This window comes from Nonomuraea sp. NPDC003560 (assembly GCF_042878785.1).
Taxonomy (GTDB): Bacteria; Actinomycetota; Actinomycetes; order Streptosporangiales; family Streptosporangiaceae; genus Nonomuraea.
Map to the genome: position 1 here is coordinate 195193 of NZ_JBIAOF010000012.1, position 12954 is coordinate 208146.

General features: G+C 70.6%; 14 protein-coding genes. 6 read left to right on the forward strand and 8 right to left on the reverse strand.

Annotation, left to right across the window (positions count from 1 at the left end):
• Position 1: 1 nt before the first annotated feature.
• Positions 2–718, reverse strand: a complete 717-nt coding sequence (locus tag ACFYUV_RS38570) for a hypothetical protein (protein ID WP_364327429.1) — start codon at positions 716–718, stop codon at positions 2–4.
• Between the two features lie 89 nt (positions 719–807).
• On the opposite strand from ACFYUV_RS38570, the gene ACFYUV_RS38575 reads away from it, so the two are divergent.
• From ACFYUV_RS38575 to ACFYUV_RS38585, 3 genes are all read left to right on the forward strand, one after another.
• Entirely contained in the window at positions 808–1596 is a 789-nt protein-coding gene (locus tag ACFYUV_RS38575; protein WP_387677954.1) for an ABC transporter ATP-binding protein, read from the forward strand.
• 95 nt (positions 1597–1691) lie between these two features.
• Entirely contained in the window at positions 1692–2618 is a 927-nt protein-coding gene (locus ACFYUV_RS38580) for an SPFH domain-containing protein (RefSeq protein WP_387677957.1), read from the forward strand.
• 51 nt (positions 2619–2669) lie between these two features.
• Positions 2670–2900: a hypothetical protein gene (locus ACFYUV_RS38585; RefSeq protein ID WP_387677960.1), complete on the forward strand. Its 231-nt coding sequence runs from the start codon at positions 2670–2672 to the stop codon at positions 2898–2900.
• Here ACFYUV_RS38585 and ACFYUV_RS38590 read toward each other — a convergent pair.
• The 6 genes from ACFYUV_RS38590 to ACFYUV_RS38615 form a co-directional block, all read right to left on the reverse strand.
• Positions 2897–3736, reverse strand: coding sequence for an NAD(P)H-binding protein (locus ACFYUV_RS38590; protein WP_387677963.1), 840 nt, complete (start codon positions 3734–3736; stop codon positions 2897–2899). The two genes, ACFYUV_RS38585 and ACFYUV_RS38590, sit on opposite strands and share 4 nt — an antisense overlap.
• Positions 3737–3765: 29 nt before the next feature.
• Entirely contained in the window at positions 3766–4587 is an 822-nt protein-coding gene (locus ACFYUV_RS38595; protein ID WP_352357371.1) for a Rieske 2Fe-2S domain-containing protein, read from the reverse strand.
• Between the two features lie 120 nt (positions 4588–4707).
• Positions 4708–5319 (reverse strand): HD domain-containing protein, encoded by a 612-nt coding sequence (locus ACFYUV_RS38600; RefSeq protein WP_352319099.1) that lies wholly within the window; start codon positions 5317–5319, stop codon positions 4708–4710.
• A gap of 1 nt (position 5320) precedes the next feature.
• Positions 5321–7537: a molybdopterin-dependent oxidoreductase gene (locus ACFYUV_RS38605; protein ID WP_387677965.1), complete on the reverse strand. Its 2217-nt coding sequence runs from the start codon at positions 7535–7537 to the stop codon at positions 5321–5323.
• A 119-nt stretch (positions 7538–7656) separates the two neighbouring features.
• Complete coding sequence (locus tag ACFYUV_RS38610; RefSeq protein ID WP_387677968.1) at positions 7657–8307, reverse strand: hypothetical protein; 651 nt, start codon at positions 8305–8307, stop codon at positions 7657–7659.
• Position 8308: 1 nt separating this feature from the next.
• The gene (locus ACFYUV_RS38615; RefSeq protein ID WP_387677970.1) at positions 8309–8524 is read right to left on the reverse strand and encodes a hypothetical protein; all 216 of its coding nucleotides are present in this window, start codon (positions 8522–8524) and stop codon (positions 8309–8311) included.
• A 667-nt stretch (positions 8525–9191) separates the two neighbouring features.
• Between ACFYUV_RS38615 and ACFYUV_RS38620 the strand changes: the two genes are divergently transcribed.
• Positions 9192–10055: a helix-turn-helix transcriptional regulator gene (locus ACFYUV_RS38620; protein ID WP_352319091.1), complete on the forward strand. Its 864-nt coding sequence runs from the start codon at positions 9192–9194 to the stop codon at positions 10053–10055.
• A gap of 57 nt (positions 10056–10112) precedes the next feature.
• A complete protein-coding gene (locus tag ACFYUV_RS38625; RefSeq protein ID WP_352319089.1) occupies positions 10113–10337 on the forward strand; it encodes a DUF397 domain-containing protein in 225 nt (74 codons plus the stop codon).
• A gap of 254 nt (positions 10338–10591) precedes the next feature.
• Here the strand turns inward: ACFYUV_RS38625 and ACFYUV_RS38630 are convergent, their stop codons facing one another.
• Positions 10592–12001, reverse strand: coding sequence for an MFS transporter (locus tag ACFYUV_RS38630; protein ID WP_387677973.1), 1410 nt, complete (start codon positions 11999–12001; stop codon positions 10592–10594).
• A 109-nt stretch (positions 12002–12110) separates the two neighbouring features.
• Here ACFYUV_RS38630 and ACFYUV_RS38635 point away from each other — a divergent pair, with 109 nt between their 5' ends.
• A complete protein-coding gene (locus ACFYUV_RS38635; protein WP_387677976.1) occupies positions 12111–12938 on the forward strand; it encodes a helix-turn-helix transcriptional regulator in 828 nt (275 codons plus the stop codon).
• Positions 12939–12954: the final 16 nt, after the last annotated feature.

The following is a 12954-nucleotide window of genomic DNA, read 5'->3' on the forward strand; positions in this document are numbered from 1 at the left end:
CCTACGAGTGGCGTACCGGCTCGAAGATGGCGTGATGGGCGGCCACCAGGGCGCGGCGGACGGCCCGGTCGAGCTCCCGCAGGGCCGTGGCCCTGGCCGCGACCTGCGTCGAGGTGAGCCCGCGGTCGTCGGCCAGGACGAGGACGGCGGCCAGCCGGGTGGCCAGCGTGGAGACGCGGTGGGCGCGGGCCGGGTAGCCGGGGGCCAGCTCGCCGCCGCGCTGGGGCCGGTCGGGCCGGGCCTGGGCCGGCCCTTCGACGCCGGTCAGCGCCTCGGTGGCGGCGCGCATGGCCGACGACAGCTCGTGCTCGGCCTCGGCCAGCGAGGGCAGGTCCTGGCGTACGGGCCCGGCGTCGTGCACCTCCAGGCGGGTCCCCACGTACGAGGAGCCGCGCCGGTCGGGGACGGGCACCAGGCCGAGCCGCCGGTCGCGCAGCACGGCGACCGCGGCCTGCCCGGCGTCGACGGCGGAGGAGTTGAACGTCGCCGGCCCGGACAGCCCCAGCGGGTCGCCGGGCGCGGGAAGGGCGAGCCGGAACTCGTGCAGGCCGTCGGACCGCAGGTTTGCGAGGTATTTACGCAGCGGCACGTCACCGGCGACGACGGGCCCCGCGACGGCTTCCACGTGGTCAGCCGCCTCGTCGAGGCCGACGTGACCGGAGAGCCACGCGTTGCCCCAGGCGACGAGCGAGGGACAGACAGGTGATTCAGGGTGCACCGATCCACGATAAGCGCTCGCCCTGCAATAGGTTTGTCCCCAGGGTGACTCCAAAGGTCCCCAGGGTGACTCCAAGGGAGGGAACGGGGATGGGTGGTCAGGTGCTGCGGCTCCAGGACGTCGCCGTCAGGCGCGACGGAGCGGCCCTGCTGCGCGGCATCGACTGGACGGTCAACGAGGACGAGCGCTGGGTCGTCATCGGTCCCAACGGCGCGGGCAAGACCACGTTGTTGCAGGTCGCCGCGACGTTGCTCTATCCGACCGAGGGCGTGGTCGAGGTGCTGGGGGAGCGGCTGGGGCAGACCGACGTGTTCGACCTGCGGCCGCGCATCGGGCTGGCGAGCGCCGCGCTGGCCGAGCGCATCCCGCCGGAGGAGAAGGTCATCGACCTCGTCCTGACCGCCTCGTACGCCATCATGGGCCGCTGGACGGAGGAGTACGACTCCAACGACGTGACCAGGGCCGTCGAGCTGATCGACATGATGGGCGCGGCCCACCTGATCAGGCGGCGGTTCGGCACCCTGTCGGAGGGCGAGCGCAAGCGGGTGCAGATCGCCCGCGCGCTCATGCCCGACCCCGAGATCCTCCTGCTCGACGAGCCGGCCGCCGGCCTCGACCTGGGCGGCCGGGAAGACCTGGTGCGCCGGCTGTCGGCGCTGGCCGGCGACTACCGCTCGCCGACGCTGGTGCTGGTGACGCATCACGTCGAGGAGGTGCCGAGCGGGTTCACGCACGGCCTGCTGCTGCGGCACGGGTCCGTGGTGGCGCAGGGGCCGCTCGACCACGTGATGACGGCCGACAACCTGTCCCGTACGTTCGGGGTGCCGCTGACGCTCGACCGGAGCGCCGAGGGCCGCTGGTACGCCCGGGCACACTGACCTCACTGGATCACCATTTATGCGGATATCGGTCGCCTAAAGGTGAAACGAAATATCATGCACCGAGTCGGTCCCCTCGACTCCGGAGCTTCGCCATGTCGACCGAGCAGCTCGTCGTCGCCCTCGTCGTGGTCGCGGCGATGGGCTTCGTGGTGGCCCGCAGCATCCGCATCATCCCGCAGGCCACGGCCGCCGTCATCGAACGGCTGGGCCGCTACCACCGCACGCTGACGCCCGGGCTCAACATGGTGGTCCCGTTCGTCGACCGCATCAAGGGCCTGATCGACCTGCGGGAACAGGTGGTCTCGTTCCCGCCGCAGCCGGTGATCACGTCCGACAACCTGGTGGTGTCGATCGACACGGTGATCTACTTCCAGGTCACCAACCCCAAGGCGGCCACGTACGAGATCGCGAACTTCCTGATCGGCGTCGAGCAGCTCACCGTCACCACGCTGCGCAACGTGGTCGGCGGCATGGACCTGGAACGCACGCTGACCTCGCGCGAGGAGATCAACACCGAGCTGCGCGGCAGCCTCGACGAGGCCACCGGCAAGTGGGGCATCCGGGTCAACCGGGTCGAGCTGAAGGCCATCGACCCGCCCGTCTCCATCCAGGACTCGATGGAGAAGCAGATGCGCGCCGACCGGGACAAGCGCGCCGCCGTGCTGGCCGCCGAGGGGCAGCGCCAGGCGGCGATCCTGGCCGCCGAGGGCGACAAGCAGGCCGCCGTGCTGCGCGCCAGGGGCGAGGCGGAGGCGGCCGTGCTGCGGGCGCAGGCGGACGCCGAGGCTCAGGCCATGCGCGCCAAGGGCCAGGCGGACGCGATCGGCATGGTCTTCAAGGCCATCCACGACGGGAAGCCCGACCAGCGACTGCTGGCCTACCAGTACCTCCAGACCCTGCCCGAGATCGCCAAGGGCGACGCCAACAAGGTCTGGATCGTGCCCTCGGAGCTGGGCAAGGTGCTGGAAGGGCTGGGCGGGCTGTTCGCCCCTCCCGCGCCGAAGAACCCCGAAGAATAACTCAAACACATGTACGGATAAATACCGGCCTAAGTGGGTATAAATCAGTACATGAAGGGTGATCGGGTGGAGATCGTCATCGACGCGGGCGGCTCCCCGCGAACCTACGAGGTCACGGCCACCCGCGCGGGCCGGCGCGTCGAGGTGGCCAACCGGCGCGGGCTGGTGGAGGTGAGCGAGGTCACCCGGAGCGGCACGCCGGTGCGGACGGCCCGCTTCATGTCCAGCCGGATCCTCGCCCTCGTGGAGCATCCGGCCGACGAAGCCGCAGGCGACGGCTAGCGGAAGTCCGCCACGTGGTCCTCGGCCCACTGGCGGAAGGTCAGCGCGGGCCGGCCGAGCAGTCGCTCCACCGTGTCGGTCACCCGCTCGGGGTTGTGCACCGCCGCCCCCCAGCCCTTCAGCGCGGCCTCCACGAACCCGGGATCGCCCCAGGCGGCCGTCAGGTGCTCGCGGGCCTCGTCCAGCGGCTGCTCCTCCCAGCGCACCTCGTGCCCGGCCGCCTCGCCGATGATCCGCACCTGCTCGGCCTGGGTGAGCTGTTCGGGGCCGGAGAGCACGTACTTGCCGCCCGTGTGGCCGGCCGAGGTGAGCACGTGCGCGGCCACCGCGGCGATGTCCTTCTCGTGGATCAGCGCCCTGACCGCCTGCCCGAACGGCCAGCGCACGACGCCCTGCCGGATCTGGGCGGCCCAGCCCAGCGTGTTGGCGGCGAAGCCGCCGGGCCGCAGGAACGTCCAGGCGAGGCCGGAATGCCGGATCAGCCGCTCGACACTCTGGTGGAACAGCGTCGGCTCCTCGCCGTCGGCCAGGTCCTCGACGTCGGCGGACAGGTAGACCACGCGGCGGGCGTGCCTGGCGAGGGCCGTCACCGCGCCCGCGGTCGCCGCCTCGGAGTAGCCGGGCCACAGCAGGAAGACGCTCTCGACGTCCCGCAGCGCCGGTTCAAGGGTCTCGGGCACGGTCAGGTCGCCGCGCACGGCCTCCACGCCCTCGGGGAGCCGGGCCTTGTCGGGGTTCCTGACCAGGGCCCGCACGTCCAGGCCCGCCTCCGCGAGCTGGGAGACCACGTGTTTGCCCACATTGCCGGTCGCGCCGGTCACCAGAATTTTGCTCATGGCCCCGACGGTAGGACCTCAAGTTAAGTTCAGGTCAATCCCGGCCGTACCTGGATCGTGCCGTCGCGGCGGACGCGGGTCTCGAACATGGGCGCGGGCGCGGTCGCGGGACCGTGCTTCACCGAGCCGTCGGCCAGCCGGAACGTGCTGCTGTGCCACGGGCAGACCACGCACGCCTCGCCGTCCTCCATGACCAGCCGGCCCTGGTGCAGCGGGCCGGCGAGGTGCGGGCAGCGGTCGGCCAGCACGGTCACCCCGTCGCCCTGGCGCAGCACGAAGAGCTGGATGTAGCCGAGCCGGCGCGCGACCGGCCTGCCGTCGGGCAGGTCCTTGAGCGGGCACAGGTCGTGCCAGCCCAGCGGTACGAGATGGGCGACCTGCGGCGCGTGGTTGGCCCCCGCGGCCTGCCGGTAGGCCATGTGGCCGCCGAGGTAGCCGCCCAGCCCGCCCAGCCCGAGCCCGACGTAGGACAACACGCGCCCGGCCCGCTCGGCGCCGCGCAGCCGGGCCACCAGCGAGGCCGACATCAGGCCCAGGGCGGTCATGTTGGCGGCCATGTGCACGAAGCCCACGCGCTGCTGCTCGCGGTGGAGCGAGGACCAGTCGGTCAGCCCGGCCGCCGCCGTGGGCAGCGCGTTGGCGATGCCCGTGGCCAGGAGCAGCCTGCTCGCCCTGGGGTCGGCGTGGGCCAGGTCGAGCACGGCGGCCGACAGCCAGCAGCCGAGCGTGACCGTGGCCAGCGGCGGGTGCAGCGGTTTCCCCGTGGGCACGCCGTGCAGCAGGTCGCGCAGAGTGCCCTGACGCAGGCGCTCGCGGACGACCTTGGCCAGCCCCCGGATCGGTTTGTCCATCGCCTTCGACTTCTCAAGTCGATCGGCGAGGTCAACCGGACCGACGAAACCCCGCAATTGCCGACGTCTCGCTCGCACTGTCTCTTTCACGACAAGTCCCCTACCCCGGCCTTGACGGGATCACTCGGAGAGGTGTCCCCTGGCCACGGAGAGTTCTACCAGCTCCAGCGCGTACGCGCCGAGAGAGGCCGATCCCTCCTGGATGATCCGCACCTTCTCCCTGACCTCGCCGGCCGTCACCTTGAACAGCGGCCACGTGCCGCCCTCGGTGTGGTGGTTGGCCAGGATCGGCGCGAACCGGTCGAGCGCCTTGGCGAACCTGGCCTCGGGCGTCTGCCTGGCCTCGAACTCGTCCCATAGCTCCCGCAGCCGGGCGCCCTGCTCCGCGGGGAGCAGGCCGAAGATGCGGTCGGCCGCGGCGGTCTCGGCGGCGGCCTGGGCGGCGACCGCCACATGGTCGTAGACGAAGGTGTCGCCGGCGTCGATCTCGACCAGGTCGTGCACGAGTAACATCGCCACCACCCGCTGCAGGTCCGTTCCGGGCGGGGCGTGCTCGCCGAGGACCATCGCCAGCGTGCCCACGTACCAGGAGTGCTCGGCGGAGTTCTCCCGCCGCGACCCGTCGATCAGATGGTTGCGGCGGATGATCCGCTTCAACTTGTCGATCTCGACGGCGAACGCGATCTGGGCGTACAGGCGGTCCTCTTCTGGCGCGATAGTCACGCGCGACACCCTAATGTGCGGTGATCACCCCGGTTGGTGAAATCGTGACCGGAACTCCGTTGAACACTGCGTTACCACTTGGGATATCCAGGGCGGATTCGTCCGTCAGCACGTTCGTGTTGACACCGGCGTGTTGGGCCGCCACCTGCTGGGTGCTGCCCGCGTGCCCCCAGCCGTGCGGCAGGCTCACCACGCCCGGCATGATCGTGTCGGTGGGCTCCAGCGTCACCGTGAGACTTCCGGTGGCCGAGGTGACCACGGCCTGGCCGGTCAGGCCCAGCCTGGCCACGTCGGCGGGGTTGATCTGGAGCGTGCAGGTGTTGGTGCCGCCGACCAGCGGGCCCACGTTGTGCAGCCAGCTGTTGTTGGAGCGCAGGTGTCGCCGCCCGATCAGCACGATGTCCGGCGGCTCTGCCGCCAGCCCGCCGCGCAGGCGCTCGACGTCCTCGACGAGCTGCGGCGGGGCCAGCTCGATCACGCCGGAGGCGGTCTTCAGCACCTCGGGCAGCCGGGGCTCCAGCGCGCCGAGGTCCAGGCCGTGCGGGTGGTCGAGCAGCTTGCGCAGCGACAGGTCGCCCTTGCCGGCCCACTCGCCGTACGGGCCGAGCCGGAGCATGAGGTCCAGCCTGCGCTCGGCGCCCGTCTCGCCCTCCAGCGCGGCTCGCAGCGCGGCCACGTCGTGTCCCTCGACGCCGGAGCCGGGCGTCTGCACGGCCTTGCGCAGCATCTCGCCGATCAGGAACTCGTCCAGGTCCGCTGCCGGCCCGTCCGGACCTTCCGGCCCGTCCAGGCCGGACGCGATCACGGCCAGCCTGGCCAGGATCCGGGCCTCGCTGGGCCGTCCGTCCAGCGGCAGCGCGGGGCGCGAGTAACGGGCGTAGTTGCGTACGGCGAACCCGAGCAGCGCGAAGTCGTAGTGGCCCGACTGCAGCACGCGCGGAGGCGGCAGGATCACGTGCGCGTGCCGGGTGGTCTCGTTCAGGTACGGATCGACGCTCACCATGAAGTCGAGCCCGGCGAAAGCGGCGTCCAGCCGGTCGCCGTGCGGCGCGGACAACACCGGGTTGCCCGCGATCGTGACCAGCATCCTGACCTGGCCCTCGCCCGGCGTCTCGATCTCGTCGGCCAGCGTGGCCACGGGCAGCTCGCCGTTGGACTCGGGCAGCCCCCGCACCCGGCTGCGCCACCGGCCCACCGCGTACGGCCGCCGCCGCGCCCCGAACTCGGTAGCCGGCTTGGGGAACATGGCCCCGCCCGGCCGGTCGAGGTTGCCGGTGAGCACGTTGAGCACGTCCACGAGCCACTGGGCCAGCGTGCCGAACTCGGTCGTGCAGGTGCCCATCCGGGCGTACACGGCGGCCGTCCGCGCGCCGGCCAGCTCCCTGGCCAGCCGGACGATCGTCGCGGCCGGCACGCCGGTACGCCGGGAGACCGCCTCCGGCGGGAAGTGCTTGGCCGCCTCGCGCACCTCGGCCAGCCCGTTGACCTCGTGCCACGGCCTGGCCAGGTCCTCGGCGAACAGCGTGTGCACGATCCCGAACAGCAGGTACGCGTCCGAGCCCGGCCGGACGAAGACGTGCTCGTCGGCCAGCGCCGCCGTCCTGGTCCGGCGCGGGTCCACCACGACGAGCCTGCCGCCGCGCCGGCGCAGGGCCTTCAGCCGGCCGGGGAAGTCGGGGGCGGTGCACAGCGAGCCGTTCGACTCCAGCGGGTTGGCGCCCAGCATCAGCAGGAAGTCGGTCCGGTCCAGGTCGGGGACCGGGACGGCCAGCGGGTGGCCGAACATCAGGCCGCTGGCGACGTGCTTGGGCATCTGGTCGGCGGTGGCGGCGGTGAAGACGTTCCGGGTGCCGAGCGCCTTGACCAGCGGCCCGGCGTAGAGGCCGCCGGCCATCGTGTGGGCGTTGGGGTTGCCCAGGTAGACCGCCACCGACCGGCGTCCGTACCGCTCGGTGACGCGGGCCAGGCCCTGCCCGACGGCCTCGAACGCCTCCTCCCAGCTCGCCTCGCGCCACTGGTCGCCCTCGCGGATCAGCGGCTTGCGCAGGCGGTCGGGGTCCTCGTCGAGGCGGCCCAGGCTCGCGCCCTTGGGGCAGATGAACCCCTTGCTGAACGGGTCGTCCCGGTCGCCGCGGACGCCGGTGACGTGGCCGCCGTCGTCGAGGGTGAGCGTCAGGCCGCAGACGGCCTCGCAGAGGGGACAGGTGCGGTGGACGGTCGAGGTCATCACGACTCCTGAGTTCGCCAGGTGAACTCATCTTGGCCCGTCCCGTCCGCATGGGGAAGCCCCGGGAGCCCCCGCGGTCCCCGGGGCCGTTCCTAGGGAGATGTCCCGCTTTCCCTAGGTCATCGGACGACCTGCGGCAACGCCGGCGGCGTGCGCAGATCGTGCGGCTCCTCAAGGTCGGACCGCAGCGGCGTCCAGGAGCGGCGGCCGTACAGGCGGTCCAGGCCGGGAGCGGTCCCGCCGGGCAGCTCGTCCCGCCGGACGATCTCCACCAGCAGCAGGTGGGCCCGGTCGCGGTGCCTGTGGACGGTCGCGCTCCTGGCCCAGCAGGCCGCCGCGATCTCCTCGGCGTACGCGTCGAACTCCTCGGCCGAGATGCCCGCCCGCGTCATGACCAGCGCCTTCTCGCCCCTGGCCGACGGGGTTATCCAGAGCACCAGCGGGATCCGTCCCGACCGGGTGTGCATGGTGGTCCCCAGGCAGACCCGCTGCAGGCGGTGGCGGGAGACCACGCACCAGAAGTGGGCCAGGGCCCGGTCGCGGCCGGTCCTGGTGGCGGCGGGCACGGAGACGGCGCTGCTCAGCAGGACGAACGGCACCCAGTGGCCGCCCCGCGCGGCGCCGAGCAGAGCCAGGACCAACAGCCCCAGCCCGCCGAGCGCCATGAGCTCGCTGCGGACGCGCCAGATCCGCGTCAGCGGGCCCCCGCCGCCCGCGCCCGGGAGGTCCTTGACGGCCGGGTAGATCTGGTTGCGCGGGTTCCTCGACACGTCAGGACACCTCCTCGGGCACCCGTGACGCCACCGTGAGCTGGTCGAAGCGCGGGTCGCGGTAGGAGCGGGCGCCGAAGCCCGTCCTGGTGACCGTCCAGCCCCGGTAGATGGCGAACTCGTCCGGCTCCATGCAGATCTCGCGGTCCGTCCATGCGATCAGATCCCGGATCCGGGACTTGATTCGGCCGAGCCCCTTGGTACCTTGTGAGTACATAGAAGACCCCTTTCGCGGCATTTCCAGAGGTGGCTTCTTCGCCGGGTCGCAGGTCGGGTCCCGTCCCGCCGCAGGGTGGCAGCCCATATGCGGCGAACGCGGATCCGGTCTCGGCCCGGCAATTTCTTCGTGCTCCGATGAGCGACACGCTTTTCAGGCGATGGGACGGTCCTTCCGGCAAGCGGCCTCCCTTGGCTGGACATTCGTATCCGGGACGGCTCCGTTGCCGGTGAGGCGGCCCTCGCGCGGGCGCCCGATCGTGAGCGGAGAGCCCGACGTGCGGGGCCGTTTCGTCATCCCGGCCTCCCCTCGTCGGACGAGAACCCTCCTGGCTCGATCGTCCTCCGCGTTCGGTGATGCTGCAATACATCGAGCAAGGGAAGAATTAAGTTTCTTCGCAGATTGCCGTTCTAGTTGCCGTGCAACTTGCACGCATTCTGTCAGGGGCACACGGGACCTCCGGGACGGCCGTAAATCCTCCCCCTGACCTCTATACCTACGTGAAGCCTTGTCTTGCTCCCACGCTCTCTCCGTGAAAGCCTTCGGGCAACCCCATGCGGCAGAGTTCGTGCAAGTTGCAGTGTAAGATTGAGTGAACGGCCCACAAACCGGGTTGCCAAACGATCCGTTCCCGCCACACCTTCATTCCCGACAAGGAGAGTGGACGGTGCCATCGCAGCAGGGCAGTCCGACAGTGCGCAGGCTCCGCCTAGGTCAGGAGTTGCGCCTCCTTCGCGAACGACGGAAGTTCACCGGGGCCCGGGCGGCGCGCGAGCTCGGCTGGTCGGCCAGCAAGGTCAGCCGCATCGAAGCCGCGAAGACCATGCCCAGCGCCGCCGACATCAAGGCGTTGGGCGAGCTCTACAGCCTCGACGGCGACAGACTTGACGAACTCTTCGGCCTCCTGCGAGATGCGGAGCAGCGTGGGTGGTGGGAAGATTATGAAGACTCCCTTCCCGAGGAGTACATCAGGCTTCTCGGGCTGGAGGCGGAGGCGACGGTTCAGCGCAACTGGGAACCCCAGTTGGTGTCCGGTCTCCTCCAGACCGAGGACTACGCGCGAGAGGTCATCCTCTCCGCGCGCGGAATCGTCCGGATCACGCACAGCGGCGTGCGCAGTCGCGTCGAGGCCCGCCTCGACCGGCAGCAACGGGTTCTGCACCGGCCCGATCCCTGCCGCCTCAACGTGGTGCTCGACGAAGCGGTGCTGATGCGGCGCTTCGGGGAGCCCTCGGTCATGCGGGAGCAGATGGAACACCTCATCGAGGTCTCCCTGTTGCCGCACGTCAACGTCCGGGTGTTGCCGCTGGACTCGCTCCATCCGGTCAATACCGGGGCGTTCATTCACCTGAAGTTCACCGGTTTCGACGATGTCGTCTATTTGGAGCACTTGTACACTGCTCACTTCGTAGAGGACCTCGAACGAGTCGCCGGCTATGAGAACGCTTTTGACCACATGTGGGCAGAGGCACTCGACGAGGACGAATCCCGCGTACTCATCCAACGCAAAGCCATGTTGTGGCGACGCTAGAGCGCGCGGTCCCAGTAGGCGGGCAATGGGGCCCGCTTATATCCTTTTGGGGAGAAAATGCACACCACTACTACGATCCGGGCCTGGCGGAAGAGCAGCTTCTGCAACGGAGCGTCTTCTTGCGTCGAGGTCGCACCTCTGGGCGACGGCAACGTCGCCCTGCGGGACAGCAAGGTGCAGGACGGCCCGGTGCTCGTCTTCACGCCGTCCGAGTGGGCCGCCTTCACGGCCGGCGTGCGCGACGGTGAGTTCGACCTGGACTCCCTGGCCGCCGGCGTGTGAAAAGCGGCCCTGGCGAGTCGGTGGCACAACCTCCAGCCCAGGGCCGCTCCGGACGAGGCCGAGACGGCCATGACCGTACTTCGGTCGCCCAGCTTGTGAGCAGTGAAGACGCCTACATCATGGCATGAGGACCACCCGGGTGATCAAGGTCTGCGCCCGCCCGAGGTGACGAACGGCCCTGGCCCTTGCGCCGCCGAGCCCCGGGGCCCCTCCCTCCCCGAAGCATCGCGTACGCCCGTGCACCGGTCCGGCGGTCAGCGCGTGGCCCGGCGGCGGATCAGGAAGAGGCTGCTCAGGCCCGCCAGGACGGCCAGGCCCGCCATCGCGACGGCGGCCATGAGAGAAGCCGAGACGGTGCCGTGGCCCTGGCTCAGCGAGATGAACAGGGTGCCCACGGTCGAGACGCCGATGACCTGGCCGAGCTGCATCACGGTGAGCAGCGCGCCGCTCGCGTCCGCCGCGTACGCGCCGTCCACCTGCTCGGTCGCCATGTTGGTCACCGCCACCTGCACGCCGAGCCCGGCGCCGATGAGGGCGCTCATGACGGCGTACAGGACGCCGCCGTCGGCGGCGAGGCCGAGGCCGAGGTAGGCGGGCGCGGCCACCACGTAGCCGACCGGGACGAGCGGGCGCTGCAGCCCCGCCGGCAGCCGCGGCCACAGCAGGCCGACGATGCCGAAGGCGAGCGCGCACGGCACCAGCATCATGCCCGAGCCGAGCGGGGACAGGTGCAGGTCGCCCTGGAGGTGCAAAGCCGAGGTGAACAGGAACGCGCCCCACGTCGCCGGGCCGAACAGCAGGATCGCCAGGCCGGGACGCATGCCGGGCGCGGCCAGCACCTTGGCGTCCACCAGCGGACGCCCGCCCCGACCGGTCACCCAGCGCTCGACCCGGACGAACGCCACGAACATCACGACACTGAGCCCCATCGACACCCAGCCCCAGACGGGCCAGCCCAGGTCACGTCCGAGCACCAGCGGCACCACGAACAGCAGCACGGCCGCCGACAGGGTCACCAGGCCCCACGGGTCGAGCCCGGTCCTGCCGCCGCCCTCGTCGGCGGGCAGGGCGCGGAACCCGATGCCGAGCAGCACAGCCCCTACCGGCACGAGCACCAGGAACACCACCCGCCAGCCGGCGCCGAAGCCGAGCAGGATGCCGCCGAGCGCCTGGCCCACGACGATGCCGCCGCTGATCACCAGTGACCAGAGCCCGATCGCCCGTCCGCGGGCCGCGCCCTGGTAGTTGCGCTGGATCAGGGTCAGCACCTGCGGCATCATCATGGCCGCGCCGGCGCCCTGGGCGAGACGGAAGCCGATCAGCCAGCCCGTCGAGGGCGCGAGGCCGGCGCCGAGCGTGGTGACGGTGAACACGGCCAGACCGCCGAGGAAGGCGTTGCGATAACCGAAGAGGTCGCCGATCCGGGCGCCGGTGATCAAGAGGACGGCATAGACAATGGTGTAACCGGCGACGATCATCTGCAGCCCCGCGCCGGAGGAGTGCAGGTCCGCCTCGATGGTCGGGGTGGCCACGTTGACGATGTTGACGTTGAGGATGGCCAGGAACTGCCCGACGAGGATCACTGCGAGGAGCAGACCGCTGGCCTTGGCCCTGTCCGGTGGGGTGACCTGGACAGGAGTGGTGAAAGTGGCGGATTCGGTCATGTGTTTCATTATTGTGCGAATCCGATACCAGTAACGAGAGTCCCTTTATACTGGTATTGGCGGCACCTGGATAAGTGTGCGCGGATGCCCCCATAGTGGAGGTGTGACCGTGACCGAGGCAAGACGTACGGATCTGGCGGCGTTCCTCCGGACCCGCCGGGAGCGCATCACCCCCGAGATGGTGAACCTCGCGCCGGGCCCCCGCAGGCGTACGCCGGGGCTGCGCCGCGAGGAGGTCGCCCAGCTCGCCGGGGTGGGCGTCACCTGGTACACGTGGCTGGAGCAGGGCCGGCCGATCAACGTCAGCGGCCAGGTGATCGACGCCGTCGCCCGTACGCTCATGCTGGACAACGCCGAGCGTCAGCACCTCTACCGGCTCACCGGCCAGGCCGAGCCCCCCGCCGTCGCCGACGCCAGCCGCATGCCGCCCGAGATGCAGGGCATCCTCGACCAGCTCGGCGACATGCCCGCGTCCGTCACCAACAGCCGTTCTGACCTGCTGGCCTGGAACGCCGCCTACGCCACCCTGTTCCCGCACGTCGTCGAGGCCCCCGACGGTGAGCGGAACTCGTTGTGGCAGACGTTCGTCAACCCGCACGCCGCGACCACCCTCGTCAACCGCGAGTCGGAGCTGCCGCGCGCGGTCGCGGTCTTCAGGGGCGCCTACAGCCGGCACGCCGACGACCCCTGCTGGCAGGACTTCGTGCGGCGGCTGAGCGCGGAGAGCGCCGAGTTCGCCCGCATGTGGGCCAGGCAGGACGTGGCCGAGCCGGGCCCCCGCGTGAAGGTCTTCAAGCACGAGGTCGCCGGCGACCTCCGCTTCAGCACGACCAGCCTGAACGTCTCCGCCACCCCGGAGACGCGGCTCGTCGTCTACAGCCCCAAGGACGACGCCACCAGGTCCGCTTTGACCTGGTTGATGGGTACCAAGTCCTAATCTGCCGCCCATAGAA